The organism is Hymenobacter properus (genome assembly GCF_015694735.1).
Classification (GTDB): domain Bacteria; phylum Bacteroidota; class Bacteroidia; order Cytophagales; family Hymenobacteraceae; genus Hymenobacter; species Hymenobacter properus.
In genome coordinates this window covers 34288-52150 of record NZ_JADQDP010000009.1, presented here as the reverse complement: position 1 = coordinate 52150, position 17863 = coordinate 34288, and the positions used below count along the sequence as shown (strand labels likewise).

Annotated in this window: 20 protein-coding genes; 17 read left to right on the top strand and 3 right to left on the bottom strand. The window is 57.7% G+C overall.

Features of this window, described 5'->3' with window-relative positions; genetic code table 11:
• The 8 genes from I2I01_RS22995 to I2I01_RS22960 are packed head-to-tail and all read left to right on the top strand — an operon-like array spanning window position 1 to window position 6811.
• Window positions 1-1131: a conjugal transfer protein TraG N-terminal domain-containing protein gene (locus I2I01_RS22995; RefSeq protein WP_196288885.1), complete on the top strand. Its 1131-nt coding sequence runs from the start codon at window positions 1-3 to the stop codon at window positions 1129-1131.
• Between the two features lie 23 nt (window positions 1132-1154).
• Window positions 1155-1805 (top strand): hypothetical protein, encoded by a 651-nt coding sequence (locus I2I01_RS22990; RefSeq protein WP_196288884.1) that lies wholly within the window; start codon window positions 1155-1157, stop codon window positions 1803-1805.
• Between the two features lie 52 nt (window positions 1806-1857).
• Window positions 1858-2613 carry a conjugal transfer protein TraK gene (locus I2I01_RS22985; protein WP_196288883.1) on the top strand — a complete coding sequence of 252 codons (756 nt, stop codon included), beginning with the start codon at window positions 1858-1860 and terminating at the stop codon, window positions 2611-2613.
• Between the two features lie 19 nt (window positions 2614-2632).
• Complete coding sequence (locus I2I01_RS22980; protein ID WP_196288882.1) at window positions 2633-3535, top strand: DUF4138 domain-containing protein; 903 nt, start codon at window positions 2633-2635, stop codon at window positions 3533-3535.
• Between the two features lie 16 nt (window positions 3536-3551).
• A complete protein-coding gene (traM, locus tag I2I01_RS22975; RefSeq protein WP_196288881.1) occupies window positions 3552-4940 on the top strand; it encodes a conjugative transposon protein TraM in 1389 nt (462 codons plus the stop codon).
• A gap of 31 nt (window positions 4941-4971) precedes the next feature.
• Window positions 4972-5862, top strand: a complete 891-nt coding sequence (locus I2I01_RS22970; RefSeq protein ID WP_196288880.1) for a hypothetical protein — start codon at window positions 4972-4974, stop codon at window positions 5860-5862.
• A gap of 6 nt (window positions 5863-5868) precedes the next feature.
• On the top strand, window positions 5869-6408 hold the full coding sequence (locus tag I2I01_RS22965; protein ID WP_196288879.1) for a hypothetical protein: 540 nt from the start codon (window positions 5869-5871) through the stop codon (window positions 6406-6408).
• A 16-nt stretch (window positions 6409-6424) separates the two neighbouring features.
• Window positions 6425-6811, top strand: coding sequence for a hypothetical protein (locus I2I01_RS22960; protein ID WP_196288878.1), 387 nt, complete (start codon window positions 6425-6427; stop codon window positions 6809-6811).
• A 104-nt stretch (window positions 6812-6915) separates the two neighbouring features.
• Here I2I01_RS22960 and I2I01_RS22955 read toward each other — a convergent pair whose 3' ends face one another.
• Complete coding sequence (locus I2I01_RS22955; protein ID WP_196288877.1) at window positions 6916-7131, bottom strand: hypothetical protein; 216 nt, start codon at window positions 7129-7131, stop codon at window positions 6916-6918.
• A gap of 632 nt (window positions 7132-7763) precedes the next feature.
• Between I2I01_RS22955 and I2I01_RS22950 the strand changes: the two genes are divergently transcribed.
• The 3 genes from I2I01_RS22950 to I2I01_RS22940 are packed head-to-tail and all read left to right on the top strand — an operon-like array spanning window position 7764 to window position 8968.
• Window positions 7764-8207 carry a hypothetical protein gene (locus I2I01_RS22950; RefSeq protein ID WP_196288876.1) on the top strand — a complete coding sequence of 148 codons (444 nt, stop codon included), beginning with the start codon at window positions 7764-7766 and terminating at the stop codon, window positions 8205-8207.
• A 10-nt stretch (window positions 8208-8217) separates the two neighbouring features.
• The gene (locus tag I2I01_RS22945; protein ID WP_191006168.1) at window positions 8218-8589 is read left to right on the top strand and encodes a hypothetical protein; all 372 of its coding nucleotides are present in this window, start codon (window positions 8218-8220) and stop codon (window positions 8587-8589) included.
• 1 nt (window position 8590) lies between these two features.
• On the top strand, window positions 8591-8968 hold the full coding sequence (locus tag I2I01_RS22940) for a hypothetical protein (RefSeq protein WP_196288875.1): 378 nt from the start codon (window positions 8591-8593) through the stop codon (window positions 8966-8968).
• Window positions 8969-9143: 175 nt separating this feature from the next.
• Here I2I01_RS22940 and I2I01_RS22935 read toward each other — a convergent pair whose 3' ends face one another.
• Window positions 9144-10472: an ATP-binding protein gene (locus tag I2I01_RS22935; RefSeq protein WP_196288874.1), complete on the bottom strand. Its 1329-nt coding sequence runs from the start codon at window positions 10470-10472 to the stop codon at window positions 9144-9146.
• A gap of 140 nt (window positions 10473-10612) precedes the next feature.
• Window positions 10613-11341, bottom strand: coding sequence for a DUF6088 family protein (locus I2I01_RS22930; protein ID WP_196288873.1), 729 nt, complete (start codon window positions 11339-11341; stop codon window positions 10613-10615).
• 291 nt (window positions 11342-11632) lie between these two features.
• Between I2I01_RS22930 and I2I01_RS22925 the strand changes: the two genes are divergently transcribed.
• The 6 genes from I2I01_RS22925 to I2I01_RS22900 all read left to right on the top strand — a co-directional run bounded on the left by I2I01_RS22925 (window position 11633) and on the right by I2I01_RS22900 (window position 17842).
• On the top strand, window positions 11633-12646 hold the full coding sequence (locus tag I2I01_RS22925) for a tyrosine-type recombinase/integrase (RefSeq protein ID WP_196288872.1): 1014 nt from the start codon (window positions 11633-11635) through the stop codon (window positions 12644-12646).
• Window positions 12647-12687: 41 nt separating this feature from the next.
• Window positions 12688-12945, top strand: a complete 258-nt coding sequence (locus tag I2I01_RS22920; protein WP_196288871.1) for a hypothetical protein — start codon at window positions 12688-12690, stop codon at window positions 12943-12945.
• A 26-nt stretch (window positions 12946-12971) separates the two neighbouring features.
• Window positions 12972-13559, top strand: coding sequence for a hypothetical protein (locus tag I2I01_RS22915; RefSeq protein ID WP_196288870.1), 588 nt, complete (start codon window positions 12972-12974; stop codon window positions 13557-13559).
• 123 nt (window positions 13560-13682) lie between these two features.
• Window positions 13683-16130 carry a sensor histidine kinase gene (locus I2I01_RS22910; protein ID WP_196288869.1) on the top strand — a complete coding sequence of 816 codons (2448 nt, stop codon included), beginning with the start codon at window positions 13683-13685 and terminating at the stop codon, window positions 16128-16130.
• Between the two features lie 11 nt (window positions 16131-16141).
• Window positions 16142-16885 (top strand): hypothetical protein, encoded by a 744-nt coding sequence (locus I2I01_RS22905; RefSeq protein ID WP_196288868.1) that lies wholly within the window; start codon window positions 16142-16144, stop codon window positions 16883-16885.
• Entirely contained in the window at window positions 16886-17842 is a 957-nt protein-coding gene (locus tag I2I01_RS22900) for a ComEC/Rec2 family competence protein (protein WP_196288867.1), read from the top strand. It begins immediately after the preceding gene.
• The last annotated feature ends 21 nt before the right edge of the window (window positions 17843-17863 follow it).

Genomic DNA, 17863 nt, shown 5'->3' with positions numbered 1-17863 from the left:
ATGCTCGCGATGGTTGCCTATGGCATCGACCCGGGCTTTCTGCGCGCCTGCGACCAGACCCTGCAGGTCGTGCTCACCGCCTGCCGCTTCATCACACCCAGTTTGATGGGCATCGCGCTGCTCTACACCATCGGGCGCGGCTTTATCTCAGGCAGCGGGCTGGCTATGGACTGGGGGCCGATTATCAAGGCCACCTGGATATTCTTTTTGCTCTTCTTCTACCAGACGCTGATGGATACGCTCGGCACGGGGCTGGCGGCTTTCACGGCCATGTTTTCAACCGATAAGTCGGCGGCCGAAGCCATCCGGGACCTGACCACGCCGGCCTCGGTGGCCGCGGCGGCCCGCAACGACTCCATGGGCATCGGCGACATCGTGGCAGGCGCAAGCTCGCTGATGACCAGCATTTCCCAGACGCTGAGCTCGTTCACGCTCTCAGGCATTCTGACGCGGCTGTTTACGGCCACGGCGGTGCTCATCATCCGCCACATCATGCAGTTTATCCAGCAGTTCATTCTGGGTTTTCTGTACGTGTGCGGGCCGATTGCCATGACCCTGTCGGTGATTCCGGCCTTTGGGCAGCTGGCCATGAAGTGGCTGCAGAACTTCCTGGCCGTGCAGCTCTGGGGCCTCACGTTCGTGCTGCTCGACACCATCTACGGCTTCTACGCCGAAACCGCGCAGGCCCCGAACGGGCTATTCAGCGGCCTCACAGGTGGCCCGCAGCAGTCGGTGGACGATGAGAAGTTCATGGTCATGTCCGTGGCCTTCGTGCTGCTCTACGTGATGGTGCCCTACCTCACCTCCATGTTTATTGGCTCTTCGGCCGTGCAGGGCTTTGTGGGCTCCATGGTCGGCTCGGCCGTGGGTGCTGCAACGGCGGTGGCCGGGGTGGCCTCGCCCGGCGGCGGGGGCCTGTCGAGTGCCGTGGGCCGGGCCCTGGGCAACGGGGGCGGCCGCGGCGGGGGAGGTGGTCACAATTCATCCGCTGGGGGAGGAGGTAGTGCCGGCGGCCATGAAGCCGGTGAATCCGCTTCGACCTCCGCTTCCTCGGGCCTGCCCACCATCACCATGTCGGAAGCGCTGAACCCGTCCTACCGCCAGCGGGCCTCGGGCATCTGGACCAAATAACCCATTCCTCTGACTCCCTATTCATGAAGAACCTTCCCTTATTCATCGCCACGGGCTTTACGCTGGGCCTGACCGCAGCTTGTCAATCCAACCCCACGCCGCCAGTAGCAGCATCCACTCCGGCAAAGACGGCCGCCACTCAGCCCACAACCAGTCTTCCTGCTCCACTGCCCATTACAGCAGTGGACTTGAAGCCTGGCGTAGCCGAGCAAACACCCCGGGAGGGCTATCTGCAGGTCGTTTCTGCCAAGGCTCTGAAAGCGGAGCCCATGCAGCTGCGGCTGCCGGCCCTGTGGCAATCGGACCTGGACCGCGCCGGTGGCCAGAAAGCCGCGCCCGGCTACCGCATTTCCTACGAGGCCGTGCTGCAGTGGATACCGCAGGGCTTCGGCCGGCAGAAGGTGCCGGCCTCGCTGCCACTCTACTCGCCCAACGGCCAGGATTCGCTGGCTTCTTTCCGGGTCGGAGGCCTCAACCTGAATGTACCCGGCCGCGAGCGGTACTCGGTTACGCCCATCGAGCCCCGCAGGCCGCTGACGGTGCGCGGCACGCTCTACGCCTTCCTGGGCCAGAATGAGCAAAAACAGCCTGCCCTGGTGGTGTACCCCTACCGGGGCCGTGCCGGCGGCTTCGACGACTCTTTCAAAAAGGTGCTGCTGCCCATCAGCCAGTAAGGGCGGTGGGGAGAAAAGCACCCTATATCACAACCAGACTCTCAACTTCTCAATGGATTCCGCCAAAGACTTAAGTACCTCTTTCTCCACCATGCGCAACCTGGCGCTGGGCAGCCTGCTGGCCCTGCTGCTCGTGGCCCTGGCCTCGGGCTTTTTGGTGTACCGGGCCTATGAAAACAGCGGCCGGCGCGTGTACGTCGTCTCCCAAACCGGCTCGGTCGCGGCCCTTTCGGCCGGCAATGACGCCCACACGCCTTACGAGGCCCGCAACCTGGTGCGCCAGTTCATGCAAACCATGTTCGGCCACGACCAATACACCTACAAGGCCAACCTGGACGCGGCCCTGCCGCTAATTGAAGGCCGCGGCGGCCGGCGCATCTACGAGGGCTTCACCCGCGGGCAGGTGCTGCAGAACTACGAGCGCTACGCCGCCCGCAATGTGGTGACCGTCGACAGTGTGCTGGTGGACATGAGCAAGCGCCCCTGGTCGGGCTCGGTCTACATCAAACAGCGCATTTTCATCGGGGGCCAGCAGAAGGAGCCCCTGCCGCTGGCCGCCAAGTTCAACCTAGTGGAAACCAACCGCTCGGATGCCAACCCCTACGGGCTGCTCATCACCAACTTCGACTACATCCCTTACTCGCCGCAGCTGACGCGGGAAGAACAGGAGCTGCTGCAGGCCCAGGAAGCCGACCGGCAGCGCCGCCTGCAGGAAGCCGAGCGCGGCATGGCCCCCGCGGGCGCGCCGGCCGCACCCGCTGCCACACCTCCAGCTACTGCCCCGGCCCCCGCGGCGCCGGCTAACTAATCACCAATTCCTTTCACCGATGCGACTTTACACCCTTTCGGCCCTTGCGGGGCTGCTCTTCCTTCTTCTCCAAACGGCGCCAGCTGCCGCGCAAAGCGCAGTTACGGCCTCATCGGCTACCGCCGTGGCCACCACCGACAACCTGCTGGACGTGGCTGTATCCGACTCATCTACGACTTACCTCGTTTTTGGCGGGCCCGTGTCGCTGGTCGACGTGGGCATGGCCAATAACTACCTGGTCAAGATTGAAGCCAACGCCGTGTTTGTGCGCGCCAGGCGCAAGCACGCGCCGCCTACGCCCATACTCATTCGTTACGGCTCCAAGTACTGGATGGGCCGGCTCGTGTACGTGAACCGCCCGGTGCTGCAGCTCTACGACTTCCAGAAGGACGGCGCGCTGAGCATCAACGGCAAAAGCGCCAGCTCCACGGGCGCCGCCCCGGAAAACGAGCTGGCCCTGGACAAGGAGCGCGAAAAGAAAGCTGTCGTCGAGGGCAAGCTGCAGACGCTGCGCAAAGCCCGCGAGGAGCATCAGGCCGTGGCCGTGGTCGACAACGACCTAGTGTTGTCGCTGGCCAACGTGCGCAATGACAAGGATTTCACCTACCTGCGCTTCAAGGTCATCAACAAGACTAACATCGACTACAACGTGGACTTCACCGACTTCCAGCTGGTGGAAAACGCGCAGAAGAAGTTTCTAGCCCGCAAAAAGAACGAGGCCCGGCGCCCGCTGGCTCCTTCCGGTGGCCAGCCCAACCAGACGATTACCGGGCGCACCACCGGGTATCTGACCTATGCCATTCCGCTGTACGCAGCCACCGAGCGCGGCTACCTGGAAGTAACCCTGCGCGAACTCAACGGCGCCCGGGTACTGGTGCTGCCTGTGCCTTCCCGCGTGATTAACCGCGCCGCCACCATCTAACGCTGCCGCTATTTCTATGGAACCTATCATTCCCCCTACCCAACCAGCCGCCCCGGTTTCCCGCCCGGAGAGCGAGCAGCCCGCGCCGGCCGCCGCGCCCGTGAAGCGCACCCCCACGGAAATACTACGCTCGAACTGGATGGCTTTTGCCGGCCTGCTGCTGGTGCTCATCATCGGCGGGCTGTTTCTATGGCTGAAAGCAGCTCGGGAAGCAGCCCAGCAGGAACGGGAGCCGGTCGCGGCTGCCTCGGCCAACATCGAGCCTGAAATTCCCTCCGTGGAAACCGCGCCCCCAGCGCCGGCCACCTCCCCCTCGGCCCAGATTGAAGCCCAGCGCCGCGCCGAGCAGGATGCCCAGAGCGCCCGGGCCACGGACCAGGATGTCGTTGACGTGTTTGCCGTCGATACCACTGGCCTGGCCCTACGCAAGCGCCGCCGGGCCCAGGCAGCCGCGCAGGCTGCCACCCGCCGCGCCGAAGCGTCCCGCCTGGCCGCGGCCGACGTGGATACCATTGAAACCACTATCCAGGACCCTTCCACGGGTTCCTACCGTGCGCAGACCCTGGTGGTGCCCCGCCGGCGCCTCACGGCTGGTGGCGGAAGTAGCCGCCGGGCGGGTACCGGTCGAGCCGGGCGCAGTCTGGTACCGGCCCGGGACGTGGACGGCACTCCGTTTGAGACCGACCCGGACGTGCTGGCCATGCTGGGCTCCTCCCCGCCGGAAACCCGCGCGGCCTACGAGCGCATGACCGGCAAGCGCTACCGCGACCCCAACCAGACCGCGCAGCTGCTGGCCAATCGAATGAGTGCCCCCGGCATGGATGGCTTCAACACGGTGAAAGTGGGCAACGCGAGTCGGATGATGGCCCAGGGCAGCCAGCGCGAGCAGCAGCTGGCGCCGGACGTGTTTTTCAAGTGCGTCATCAACGGCGAGCAGAAGGTGCGCACCGGCTCGGTGGTCATCCTGCGCCTGCTGGAGGATGCCGTGGTTTCCGGCGTGACCTTCCCTAAGAACATGGTCTTTGCCGGCGTGGCCACCGTGGGCACCAACAACGTGACGCTGGAAGTTAACCGCCTGGGCCCGACGCGGGTGCAGGCTGACATCTACGACTTCAACTACATGCCGGGCATCATGATAGACCCGGTGAAGCGCGTGGCCAAGGAAGCCGGCATGGCCGGCAACGAGTTGCAGCAGCAGACCACCCAGGAAATCAGCACGGCCATTGACCGCTCGGCTTCGGCGGCCAACTCGGTGGTGGGCGTGGGCGGCCGCGTGGCGGCCTCCGTCCTGTCGCGGCCCAAGACCCGCACCAAACTGCGCGACGTGCTGCTGCCCGACGGCTACCCCATCCTGATTACTACCGCGGCCGCCGGTCAGCTGGGCCCGGAAGCGGCGGCGCGCTGATTCTCTTTCCTTCACTAAACCGCACCCAACGATGAAAAAGACACTTTTGCCGGCCCTCGTAGCCCTGGCGTTGGTTCTGGCTCCCACTACCGATACCGCGGCGCAAGCTGTGGTGAACGACCCGCTGCACATGGGCGTGCACATCGGCGACTTCGCCAAGCGCCTCGCCCAGTGGACTGAAACGGTCAAAAACTACCAGGTCATCAAAGACGCCAAGCAGATTGCCGGCGTCACCAAGGACATTACCGGCCAGGTGAAGGACATCACCGACGAGACCCTGCAGCTGCAGCGCCAGGTGCAGGCCGACCTGCGCAAGGTGCAGAGCATCCAGGACCTGCGCCTCTCCAACCCCCAGGAGCTGTTTGCCCGCGCCCTGGCCATGTCGGGCCGGGGGCAGAGCAACCAGTACATGCCCGTGTTTCAGAAGGCTGAACGCCTGCGCCAGGCCCTGCAGCTCAACAACCCCCAGCAGGACCTGAACACGGTGTACGACGTGTTTTCGCGCTTCGGCTCGGGCTCCACGGCCGGCAACAACCGCATGAGCTCCCAGCAGTACCAGCTCAAGCGCGAGGAAGCCGCCGTCTCCACGTTTGCCTACGAGGAGATGATGCAGAAAAAGAAGATTGCCACCGCCTTCGGCTACTACAAGATTGCCGACGAGATGACCCAGCAGAGCATCGAGATGAATGCTACGCTCAAGAACCCCGGCCGCTACGCCATGACCGAGGGCGAGCGGATGGTGGCCCTGAATACCTCCAACGACAACATGATTAAGGCCATGCAGCTGCGCCAGGAAGCCGACCGGCTGCTGGCCGAAGCCGCCCAGCCCGGCCCCTCGCGGCAGGCCGCCGAAATGGTCTATTCCGATATCCTGGTACAAAACGCCCTCATCAAAGCCGACCGGGCCCGTCCCCGCAACTAACCCCTTATGAAGAACCTATTGCTAGTGGCCCTGCTGCTGGCAGGGGCCGGCGCCGTGCCGGCCTCCGCCCAGCGCCACGTCAAACACATTGCCAGCTGGGGCGCCCACCTGGGCCGCTCCGAGAAGGGCGACTTCTACGAGCTGAGCTACACCTCAATGCTCACCAACCGCCTGGCCCTGCGCGCCAGCGGGCTGCGCGACGCCGGCAACCTGAGCGGCCGCGGCGAATACGCCAGCTACGTGGGCCGGGTGCTGCTCGCCCCGCAGCTGTTTCGCCTGGGCGAAGTGGCCTATGTGCACCTGCTGCTGGGGGCCGGCGCTGGCTACGAGCGCACCGGCGAAAACGGTACCAGCGAGCCGGCCCCTGATGCCAAGGAGCCCCAGCGTTTCGCCTACGGCCCGCAGGCCGGGGCAGAAGTCGACTGCTTCCTGGGCAACCGGCTCTCGCTGGTAGCCACTGCCACTAAAGGCTACCTGTTCAACAACCCCCTTATCGACCAGTGGCCCGGCTACGCCAGCGCCGGCCTGCGCTACCATTTCCGCTAACCCTGCTTTTTGACCAATGAAACGACTGGCTTATCTGCTGCTGAGCACCACCACCCTAGCCATGGCCGGCTGCTCCAAAGACGACGCGACACCCACCGGCCCCAAGGAATACCAGGTCGAGTACCGCATTTCCTCCACCACTGCCCCGCTGTCGGACTACATCAGCTACGACAACGAAAGCGGCGGCACGACCACGCTCAGCAACGTCCCGCTGCCGGCCACCTACCGCTTTAAGCGCACCATGAAGCAGGGCGACCACCTGAGTTTGCTGGCCAGTCTCGACGGGGGCACGGCCGCCTCGGAAATCACGGCTTCCATCCTGCTGGATGGCCGGGAAGTGAAAAAGGAAACCGGCCGCGGGGCTGACGCCCAAGCCGTGCCGGTGTACGTGATAGGGCAGTAGGGAAGAAAGCTGAACTCCGCGGGCCTGCTGCTCTTACACCTTACCTAAGTCAAAGAAAAAGCCCAACCAGATTCCTGGTCGGGCTTTTTCATAAGCCAGGGTTGCTATTCCGCCTTGGTCAGCTCGCGCTGCAGCAAGGCCTGCAGTTGCTGGTAGGATTCCGGACAGAGGCGGATTGTCGGTTCAGCGGCGGTGCAATAGAGGAAAGTGGGGTCGGCCAGCGCCACGGCGTGGGCCCAGGCAGTTTCGGAAACGTCAGCGGAAAGGGATAGTAGTGGGGTGAATTCTTCTTGGATGAGCCGAATGACCAGCTTTTGCACGGTAGGGCAAATGCTGGAAAAGCGGCGATACGGACTCGCGGCCATGGAAAATATCGACGGAAAGGATGGGAAACGCCCCGCCTGCGGCCGCGGGTGTGGCGCCGGGCAGGATATTATCAGCTCAGCGGCCCGTTGCAGGCGCTATCGTTTGCTGATGACAGGAAGTGGGGAGCGTTAGGCCAGGGAGCCCACAAACAGGGCAGGCCGCTGCTGGATGGGCAGCGGCTGCCGGTGAGCCCAGCGCAGCCAGTCCGCAGAGTGAACCGCTGACGAGGGGCAGTTATGCAAAGCGTAGGATTTCTGAGCTAGCATACTCGGCAATCAGTTTGGCAGGCAAAGCTAGCCAATACGGGCAAAACAGGCAGCTGTTGCGCTTTTTAACCTGCAAAATTGATAGCATCCGGCACCAACTTGTACCAGGCCAGCATCTCCCGGCTTATGCTGGCCTGTGGCCTACTCAGCAAAACAGGAGAGTCTGAGCCGTAACCGCGTACCCTATCAGAACCCCACGCAATCAGTTGCGCAGCTGAGCCTACTTGGCGCATTCAAACGCCCCTCATTGGAATTTATTCGCCAATTTCCGCCTCATACTGGAATTTTATCCTCATTCGCTACCCCCTGCGGCTCCGTTAATGGAAAATCAGAACACCTGGGCCAATCTGCCGGAACTGCTGCACCAGGTCGAAAGGGACCTCGCTGACCCGAGCGTGTATTACCTGCTGGGCGGGCATTACTACGACCGCGACAATCACCCGCGGCGCCGGCACTACCCAGCGGTGTTTTCCCTGCACCACGGCGAGGTCGCCAACCTTGAAATCGGTCCCGACTTCGTGGCCTTCGACACGGAGTTCGTGCGCTACCCGGAAGACGATGAGCCGCACGCCCCGGGCCCTTGGGTTGACCGCTTTCGCGCCACGATTCCGTTCGAGCAGCTCTACCAGCTGCTGCGCAAAGTCATCCCGTCTGGGGAGGAAGTGGACGAGCGGCTTACCTTTCTGCCGACCGATTCGGTGTACTACAATGAGCGTATCCACCGCGAGAACTACCCTACCCCGTGGACTATTAACCAACCGTAACGACCGTCTTATGCCCCGCGAGCCGCATGATGTAGCCGCCGTTCTGCACCAGGTGCACGCCGGCCTTTCCACCCCGCAGCATCATTTCATGGTGTGCACGACCTACTTTGAGACGGAGAACGGCCCGGTCATGCTCGGCACACTGCATCTGCACCAGAGCACGGTGTGGAATCTGCAAATCGGTGCCGACGGTTTCACGTGTGAGGTGCTGCTCCAGCCCGGCAGCCAGCAGCCCCGCTCGTCGGTGCGCGTAGCCTACGCCAACATCTGGCAGGTGCTGCGCGGGGATGGGCCCAATTTCAACGCTGGCAAGCGGGCGGGCTTGCTCTACGAAAACAACCACGCCTTATCCAGCTTTGCCAAGCAAGGGCTGGCGGAATAGCATGGAAGAACTGCTGCAACCGCGTCACCCGCTCGACAAGCACCACCAGGCCCAGCTGCAGGCCTTGCAGCAGCTGCCCGAAGGCCAACGGGCCGCGATGGCCCGGCTGTTCCGCCTGGGCAACGCCACGTACCGGTACCAGCAGCTGGCCGACGGCGAAGTCACGGAGGAAGATTATCGGCACTGGCTGGAAGGATTGCCCGAACGTTTTCGCCAAGCTATGGAGAAGGGCGGCTTTGCGGGCGCTAAATCCAGCTTGGCCCTGCGCCGGCATGCGCTGGAGCGGCGCGACGTGGGCTACTCCGCTTTTATGCAGGCCATCTTGTCCCCGGAGGACTGGGCCTTTGAGCAGCAGCAACGGGCTGCCGCTGGGTTATAGAGCAGATTCTCCATTCGGCAGTCCAAGCTGCTTATTTGCCGAAGCATACCAGACCCCGTGAGCCCTTACTGAGCCCATTGCCATGGCGCAGTATTGCACCAAAAACAGTGTTCTAGCGCTACCAAGACACTTTTGTTAAATCCTACCGGAAAGTGATGAGCCCTTTGTGAGCCCTTTAAGAATCAAGCAGCGTGTACTGAGTGCCCACGCCGGTTTTGCCGGATTTCTGCAGCCAGCCGCCCTTTTCCAACTCGCTCAGGTAGCGGGTAGCAGTAGGCTTGCTCACGCTCAGCTGCTGCTGCACCAGGGTGTTGGTAATGCTGCCGTGCTGCCCGGTATAGAGCAGCACCGGCACCAGGTCGGCGCGTACTCCCTGGGCCTGCCAGTAGGCCGGCGAGTACTCGGCAAACGCTACGATAAAACCCGAGGCTTCGAAGTAGAAACGCGGGGCCGGCAAGTGCACCGTACGGCACTCATTCAACATCTTAATGGTGCCCCGGCCCCAGGATTCAATGTAGCCCGCCCGGAAAAGCGTGTTGGCCACGTCCGGGTTGAAGGGCTTGGACGGGTGCTTGCGCAGCAGGTTTTCCACGGTCCAGCTGTCGGGCAGGTGGCCCTCGTTCCAGAACTGCAGCCGGTCCTCGTACACGCTGATTTGCACCGGCGTGCCGCCGCTGTAGTCCTTATGAGCCAATGCATTGAGCAGGGCCTCGCGCAGAGCAGCCGCCGGAAAGGGCGGTTCTTCGATACGGCTGGCGCCTTCGTAGCGCACCTGAGCCTTGGCGTACTTGGTTTGCAACAAGTCCAGCGTCCGCTCCACCTGCAGCAGCAGCGGCCCGTGTACCTCATCCTGGTAGCGCAGGTCATCGTCGGTAGCAAAGAAGCCGATTTTCACGTACGCCCCCGTCACAAACTTCTCGGGGTTCGGGTGAAACAGCAGCACCGCCGCTCGCTTCAGGTAGTCGCCGTCGACCAGGTTCAGGTTATCAAGCAAAGCCTCGTTGCTGTCGTGCAGCACCTGTTCATCGACGCGCCCGCTTTTGGCGGCGCGCTGGCGAAACAAGTCAAAAGCCTCGGCCGACAAATCAGCCGCGGCAACACTCGGCACCGGCACCCCGTCCCAGCGCTTGCCCTGCTTCTGCAGCAGAAACGCGCTCAACGCCGGCCCCTTGAGCTCCTGCTTGGTGCTGCCGCTGCGGTAATGGTACTGCCCGCGGTAGCTAATAGGATATGGGTAGGGCTCGACGACGATTTCCAGGTACTCCAGTCCGGCCTCCTCGTGGCGGTTGACTTCCACCAGGATGCCCATCAGGTCGCGCACTTGGTTGGGCAGGTCCTCCAGCAGCTTGCGAATATTGGACAGGCCTACCACGCGGCCGTCGTCGTTTTTGCCGATGAAGATGCGCCCGCCCTGCGCGTTGGCAAAGCCGCAAATCCACTTGAAGTATTCCTCCCGCCACGATTCCTTCCACTCAATGTTTTGCTGTTCGCGGGCGGTGCTCATGGATGACGGTAACGAAGCGACGGGGTAGGGAAACAAAAAGACCAATAGCAGGCAAGTTACCCAATTCCCACGCTGAAAACCGCTGGTTGGAGCAACAGCAAAGGCCGTGCGCTACCACTCGATAGCTTTATGCTGAAGCATCATCGGATGTTCCACTGGTGGGTGTTGGGGAGGGCGGCGGTGCTGAGCCCAAGCCGGTACGTGGTGAGCGGATTAAGGGTGGCCCGTAGGCTAGCGGCACCGTGTTTATCGCCTTGCAGCTCCAACAGCGCGCCGAGTACTGCGCGGACGCGGGGCGGGGCCTGGCGGCTGGCCAGCTCCACGAGGCGGCGGCGCTCGGTCGAGGCAAGTACTTCGACAAAACGCTGCACCCGGGCTAACACTTTATCGGGCCTGGCATCGGGAATGCGGCGCAGGTCGCGTAGCACCTCCAGCCACTGCAGCAGCGGCACATCGCTGGCATGTTCCGGCACCGGGCGCACTACAAACGCCACCCGCTTTGGCCGGGTGCGCCGCGGCTTGGGGGTCGTTACTTTGATGGTAGCGGGCACCTGGGTAGTCAGGCCTAGCTGGTTATAAAGTGCAACGCCGGTGAGATAGGCTGATACTATCCCTTCTTCAGTAGTAGTCAGGATGCGTAAGATGGCACCTTCGGACGGCGGCAGCTGCCCAAATCGACTGCTCTGAGGCCGGTAGTACTGCCCTTTGGCGTAGCGGACCACCAGCCCATCCCGGCTGAGTCGGCTCAAGGCCGCCGCCACCGCGCCGAACTGCGACGGCTCGGTCACTAGGTCTGCGTAGGTCAGCAGCCGGCCCGGCTCAACCGCCAATACCTGCTGACGGACCCGCTGCATGATAGACTCTGGCATGAGCACGCGGTGAGATTCATTAAGCAAGGTACGTCACAGTGTCAAGTTTTCACAAGTAAAAACTTGACACTATTTTCGGAGAAGGAGTTCCAGCCGTTGAGCTAGTGTCGGCTTATACCCTGGGCAACACGACGCGGTGTTGGCGTGAGTGGGAAGACTGGCTGCGCGCCGCCTGACAGGGCAATAAGTTGCGCGCAGATAATTTCGCAGGGCAAACCTGAACCGGCCCCAGTTTAGACATCATAATTAACACTTATGATACCTAAACTAATTCTTCGTACTTTCGGTCCGATGAGTACTGAAATCACCCTGATTCCGGCCGAGCCCCAACCGCTGGGGTCCCGACTCGCCTCCGCCGCCGACAATGTTGCTCGCTACCTCAAGCTCGGCCTGGAAGGCGCCGACAACACGGTGCTCGCGTACTCGGCCGACTTAAAAAGCTTCGGGGCGTATTGCGCGGAGCACGGGCTGTGCCCGCTGCCGGCTGACGTGGCCACCGTGGCCCGGTACGTGGCTGACCTGGCTGACCTACCCCGCAAGCTCTCGACCATCAAGCGCCACTTGGCCGCCATCCACAAGCACCACCAGTTACGCGGCTATCCGTCGCCGGTGCACGCTGATGAGCTGGCCTTGGTGCTAGACGGCATTACCCGCGCGCTGGGCAAGCGGCAAAAGCAGGCGCCGGCCTTTACGGTCGAGGAGCTTAAGGAGAGCATCCGCCGCCTAGACGTCACCACCACGGCCGGCCTGCGCGACCGGGCGTTGCTGCTGCTGGGGTTCGCTGGTGCCTTCCGGCGCTCCGAGCTCGTGGCCTTGGACGTGGAGCACCTGGAATTTACCGAACGGGCGCTGATTGTACACCTGCCCAAAAGCAAGACCAACCAAGCCGGTGAAGCTGAAGACAAAGCAGTGTTCTACGCTCCCAGCGCAGAATTCTGCCCGGTGCGATGCGTGCGGGCCTGGGTAAAGGTGCTTGGCCAAGCAACCGGGCCTTTGTTTGTTTCCCTTCGCAGGGGTAAAGAAAAAGGAGATGCCTACCCGACAAAGCAGCGGCTATCACCATTGCGAGTTAATCTGCTGGTCCAGCAACACCTTAATTACGATGCTGATGGGCTGCAAATTCAGGGGCGGAATTACTCCGCTCATTCGCTCCGGGTATCATTCATTACTATTGCAGTGGTGAAAGGGCAGTCCAATCGGGCCATTAAGAACCAAACCAAGCAAAAAACGGATGCTATGATTGACCGGTACTCCCGACTGGATGATGTGGTAACGTACAATGCCGCCCAGAGCCTCGGGCTTTAGCTTTTATCCAAGGCAATCAGATTGATATCCAAGCACTCACCATGCAGAATACAACCAACATCCCAACGCTTAATAATCAAAGCCTTGCCGGGTACGTGTCGGCTATCAGCACAAAGTATGCGGATGCAGAATTTTATAAGGAAAAGATGCGGGACAGTGGGCACGGCGAAGGCCCAACACTACTGCTGACCATTTGTAAAGATGATGAGATTCTAGAAGAAGAATCCTTTTTCTACGCCAACCAGTCTAAACTTGACGAGGACTTGAAAAACCTGGTTTTCTATCTGAATTTCGCTTAGACCTGTTACCCTGCACCTACTCAGTTATGGAAGAACATTTGGAAGGAGTGCCGAACCGGGTAGGTAATCTGCATGCGGTTCTCCGGGAATTGGAAATGGAAAGTGACCGTGGGGTAGCTATCCTAGGCGTCAGTATGCTTGACCAGCGTCTACTGGAATTACTTCATCACCTTTTCGTCCCCTGTTCGCAGACAAAACAACTGCTTAGTGGACCTATTAGCTCGTTTGCTAACAGATTGAACTTGGCAATGGCAACGGGTCTGATTGCGGCAGATGAATATGCCGAATGCAACCGATTGCGAGCGATTCGCAATGACTTTGCCCACAAATTCGAATTGGATTTCTCGTTTAGTAACGAACAAGTCAAGAAGCGATGTGAGAAGCTGGAGATGTTTTACGAGCCGGATGGTGAAGAAGAACTACCTGATGACAACCCCGAAGCGGAAGAGCAGTTCGAAAGTGAAATCACCCCCCGTGAGCTTTTTATAAAAAGCGTAGCGGAGGTGTATGTCTGCTGGCTTATTCGTGAATTTCACACGCAGCACCGTCGCATGAAGCGTTCAGGAATGGATGATGCCAACGAGTATCTGAAAAGTCAGGCTCAGAAACAATAAATCAGGTCTGCCTCGCTCAGCAGCTCAGATTAATATAGCATTCCTGCATTTCCAGTCTGATTAAATTCTCCTGCCGCAGTCCAGGCTTACATTCACCCGTCCCAAAGTAAAAAGCCCTGTTATATGCCAAATATTTCTGTTATCCAACCACTTACCAATAGCGCCCTTGCTGATTACCTCAAGGAAGCCCGCAAGCGGTTTCCAATAGCAGAGTTCCGCAAGGAAATGAAGGGAGGTACTACAAATCCCAAAGAAATAATAATAACTATAGCGGATAAAGATGTCATTCTGGAAGAAAAACGCTTTAGCTATTTAGAAGATACAGATTCAGAGTCTGATTTTGAAACCTTGGCTCAGAATCATGATTTTACAGGGGAAGACGCAAACCAGATATACTTCAGGCCTAAAGCCAATATATTGATTCTACTCGGAGAAGAGCTGATAAAAAGCCCAGTGATGGCAATTTACGAGCTTATTAAAAACAGTTATGATGCTGATGCCAAAGTCGTAAGCGTTGATTTTGAACAAGTTGAAGACCCGGCAAACGCTACAATCAGGATTCAGGACGATGGTACCGGTATAACGGAGGAAGTCTTGGAAAATGTCTGGTTTGAACCAGGCTCCGACTTCCGGAAACCCCTAAGGCCAGATGGCACCAGAATCATTAAGCGCAGCCCGGTATTTGGTCGGATACCAATGGGCGAAAAAGGTGTCGGACGCTTTGCCGTTCACAAACTTAGCAGTCGCATCAATCTAATTACCAGACCATTCTCTGTAGAACAGGGCAAACTACTGGATTACGAACTGCACGTAGAGATAGACTGGAGAGCATTTTCGCAGCAGAAATACTTGCAGGATGTAGGCATTTTCTGGACCAAGGAAACAGACCCGGAGAACTTCTTTTTCAAAGAAGCATCGGGCACGTATATTGAATTACAGGAACTGAAAGAGAGTTGGACACGGGGCATGGCCCGCCAGCTAAAAAGAAACACTCTTTCAATGCTTTCTCCGAAGAATGATTCGGACAAATTTCGAATCGACCTGAACTTTAATAATGGCTGGCTCGATTCATTGCCCGACGTCGCAGAGATTCTTAAAGCAGCTCCGTATAAATTAACAGCGTTACTGGATTCTGATTACAATCTGACGTTTGAGTACAGGTTCGAGCTTAAAAACAATCCAAACCTTGGCACACGCGTGATTGATGCCTCATCACCTGAAGGCAGCAATAAACACCAACGAAATATCAGGGATGAAATACGCCCTTTTGTGCAATCGTATTATGCTAAAAGAAAGGAGGTTGCAGCTCCTGAAGTTGATGCAGCTGTTGATGCATTCTTGGCCGAACCAGCCCCTTTCGGCACACTGATGCTCGAATTGTATTCTTACGACTTGGATTCTGAGTCGCTCAGGGACACAATGTCCGATTATACGCTGATTAAGAACCTCCTACGGGAGCACGCGGGTGTCAAAATGTTTAAAGGTGACTTGCGTGTGTACGATTATGGCGACCCGGGAAATGACTGGCTGGGGCTTGACCTCAAACGTGTTCAGAATAAGGATTGGTTTTCCAATAACCAAGTAATAGGTTTTGTCTACCTAGACCCGGCAACATCCGGAGCGTTGATTGAGAAGACAAACCGGGAAGGCTTTATCCTCAATACTGCTTTTGAACGGCTGGAATTATCACTTGATTTTATATTGACTGACTTCAAAGCGGAAAGGTCAGCTGACCGGAGGCTGTGGCTGGCATTCAATCACCGAGGGACACCTGAAACATTTGAAGGAAGTATTGCCGGATTCCGTCAGCTTGTAAACGATGCCGAGATTCCGGATAGCAAAACAAAAGAAAGGTTACTGCTTGAGGCTGGCAGAATTGAGGCCCGCTATGAACAGGACCGTAATTCACTGTTGATTCCTGCCGGTGTTGGAATGACCGCTTCCTTTGCTATCCATGAAATCGAGAAACTCGTTCCCCGGATGCAAACGAGCGTAAGCGAATCGCCACTGGATGTTGTAAGAATGCGGGACCAAGTAGCCGAGCTGGATGACTATGTCAATGGCATTCTGTCAATTATGAAGAAAGGCGGTGTCAAACCTCTTTCTGTAAAAGAAACCATTGACCAGGCAGCGAAGAACTACAACCTCAAAATGCGGCTCAGGAACATTAATCTTACCGTTGATGTGGACCCACAGGCAGAGGAGATTAAAGCTGAAAAACGGCTGTTGCTCACTATGCTTATGAATCTTATTGACAACAGCATCTACTGGCTGGAGGCTGTTAACAGAAAAGAAAAAGGTATTTTTATTTCTGCTCAGCGAAGAGGTACTGATATCTCATTGCTGGTAGTAGATAATGGTACGGGATTCAAGGACAAAGTAGAGGACCTCGTCAAGCCATTCTTCAGCCGTAAAGAGAATGGCATTGGCATAGGCATGTATCTGATTGACACAGCCATGATGCGGTTTGGAAAACTCAACGTTATCTATGACAAGCAGGAACTGCTAGCCCGGAATGTCCCCCCTCTCTTCGACGGGGCTGCCGTTGAGCTTGTGTTTAACAATCAATAACTAAAGCTGGAATGCTACTTGCCCAACTAAGAGAACCACAGGTCGCAATCATTGATGACGTTCAATCCGAAGTACGCCCCATCATTGACAAGTTAAGGGAGCACTCAATCAGTGCCAGATTTTTTGATGCCAGTCCGGAGCACTTGGAGCAGGCTGAACAGCCTATTCAAAGCATTGAGCTGATATTTCTGGACCTGCACTATAATACCAATTTCAACAACTCTGATTTCCAGCCCGAACTGTGTGCACAGATTATTGAAAGTATCGTTCCTCCCGGTAAGAGATACGTTCTGGTAGTATGGACGCGGGACCCGGATAAAGCAGACCAGGTTATTGAGATTCTGAGAATACTTGACCTTCTGCCGGTTAAGACTATCGTCAAGTCCAAGAATGAGTTTCTGTTAGGAAATGATATTGATGTCGAGCGTCTGCTTGCTGAAATTGATGCTGAGATTACCAGCATCACCGATGTCATTATGTTTGACGGGGAGATTGTTGACATCGAAGAAGACAGCGTAATGGTTGATTGCCTCATGGATAAAGAGGGTAAAAAATTTCAACTACGCCGATTTGACCGCCGTCCGCTTGAAGGCGTAGTGGATTTAGACAGAGGGAAATACATTACCATCACAGTAACAACTAAGCCAGGTAGTACAACCTTTGAGTTCTCAAAAGCTGCCGGCGACCCTTCGGGGCTGTTCAGTAAAGCCGGTTATATGCATGATATTGACGAACGGCTGTTCAAAGGCAAATAAATGGCGCGCTTAACATTTAAAGACGTAGGCCAAGGTGACTCTGTCATATTGGAATGGACGGATAATGACGAACAGCACATCGGTATTTTCGACTGTAACAGGAAAGGGAAAACCAATCCGGTCCTTGAGCACATTATTGCTAAGGGCTATCACCATATTGACTTTATCATCCTTTCCCACCCGCACGAAGACCATTATTCTGGCTTCACCGAACTGCTGGAATACTGTTCGGCGCATGGGATTAAGATTGGCTGGTTTGGCAACTCGTCGTTCAATCTCAATAAGCAGTACTGGGTCCAGTTTGAACCTGGCCACGATGCTACCCAAGAGCTGGAAAAGATGCTTCAGCTAATCAGCAAGCTCCTCAACGAGGGGACCCTTGGAGATATAGCACCCCTCCTGCAAGGGGTTACTTTAGAGTTGAGCGAGCACCTGACATTAAAAGTGCTGTCACCGGGGCATCAGGAAATGCAGCAATACCAGGAAAAAGTTGATTCTGACGCGGGAGCCAACAAAAAGGAGGCCAGCCAAGCAGCCAATCTTCTCTCCACAGTGTTCCTGATTACTTCAGGCCAGAACAGGGCTTTGGTTACTGCTGATGCTGTTGCTGTTACGTTCGAGAGAATCCATAGGCAGGCGTTGCTGCCAGCAGTACCTCTGGCTCTGGTGCAGGCTCCGCATCATGGCTCTAGGAAAAACTACTCCGCCACATTCTGGGGTGGATTACTGAACGCTGAAGGCCGCCGCGCAGTAGTCTCGTCCGGGGTAAACGATAAGTACCGGCATCCTCACCTTGAAGTTCTGACTGAACTTGATGGGCTGGGGTTTGCCATACACGCGACCAATATCATTTACGGGATGCAGGAATTCCTTACGCTTAAACAAAAGACCATCGTCTTGGACATGGCCAGTGATTTAATCGATAGGGATGGTGGTGACAAGGAATTTGACCTGTAATCTATAGATTACTGGGACAGA

Excerpts from the sequence above, each read along its gene's own strand:
- I2I01_RS22980 (WP_196288882.1), top strand. The coding sequence starts at position 2,633 with ATGCGACTTTACACCCTTTCGGCCCTTGCGGGGCTGCTCTTCCTTCTT.
- I2I01_RS22905 (WP_196288868.1), top strand. The coding sequence starts at position 16,142 with ATGCTACTTGCCCAACTAAGAGAACCACAGGTCGCAATCATTGATGAC.
- traM (WP_196288881.1), top strand. The coding sequence starts at position 3,552 with ATGGAACCTATCATTCCCCCTACCCAACCAGCCGCCCCGGTTTCCCGC.
- I2I01_RS22915 (WP_196288870.1), top strand. The coding sequence starts at position 12,972 with ATGGAAGAACATTTGGAAGGAGTGCCGAACCGGGTAGGTAATCTGCAT.
- I2I01_RS22985 (WP_196288883.1), top strand. The coding sequence starts at position 1,858 with ATGGATTCCGCCAAAGACTTAAGTACCTCTTTCTCCACCATGCGCAAC.
- I2I01_RS22900 (WP_196288867.1), top strand. The coding sequence starts at position 16,886 with ATGGCGCGCTTAACATTTAAAGACGTAGGCCAAGGTGACTCTGTCATA.
- I2I01_RS22935 (WP_196288874.1), bottom strand. The coding sequence starts at position 10,472 with ATGAGCACCGCCCGCGAACAGCAAAACATTGAGTGGAAGGAATCGTGG.
- I2I01_RS22925 (WP_196288872.1), top strand. The coding sequence starts at position 11,633 with ATGAGTACTGAAATCACCCTGATTCCGGCCGAGCCCCAACCGCTGGGG.
- I2I01_RS22960 (WP_196288878.1), top strand. The coding sequence starts at position 6,425 with ATGAAACGACTGGCTTATCTGCTGCTGAGCACCACCACCCTAGCCATG.
- I2I01_RS22995 (WP_196288885.1), top strand. The coding sequence starts at position 1 with ATGCTCGCGATGGTTGCCTATGGCATCGACCCGGGCTTTCTGCGCGCC.
- I2I01_RS22950 (WP_196288876.1), top strand. The coding sequence starts at position 7,764 with ATGGAAAATCAGAACACCTGGGCCAATCTGCCGGAACTGCTGCACCAG.
- I2I01_RS22945 (WP_191006168.1), top strand. The coding sequence starts at position 8,218 with ATGCCCCGCGAGCCGCATGATGTAGCCGCCGTTCTGCACCAGGTGCAC.
- I2I01_RS22990 (WP_196288884.1), top strand. The coding sequence starts at position 1,155 with ATGAAGAACCTTCCCTTATTCATCGCCACGGGCTTTACGCTGGGCCTG.
- I2I01_RS22965 (WP_196288879.1), top strand. The coding sequence starts at position 5,869 with ATGAAGAACCTATTGCTAGTGGCCCTGCTGCTGGCAGGGGCCGGCGCC.
- I2I01_RS22940 (WP_196288875.1), top strand. The coding sequence starts at position 8,591 with ATGGAAGAACTGCTGCAACCGCGTCACCCGCTCGACAAGCACCACCAG.
- I2I01_RS22970 (WP_196288880.1), top strand. The coding sequence starts at position 4,972 with ATGAAAAAGACACTTTTGCCGGCCCTCGTAGCCCTGGCGTTGGTTCTG.
- I2I01_RS22920 (WP_196288871.1), top strand. The coding sequence starts at position 12,688 with ATGCAGAATACAACCAACATCCCAACGCTTAATAATCAAAGCCTTGCC.
- I2I01_RS22910 (WP_196288869.1), top strand. The coding sequence starts at position 13,683 with ATGCCAAATATTTCTGTTATCCAACCACTTACCAATAGCGCCCTTGCT.
- I2I01_RS22930 (WP_196288873.1), bottom strand. The coding sequence starts at position 11,341 with ATGCCAGAGTCTATCATGCAGCGGGTCCGTCAGCAGGTATTGGCGGTT.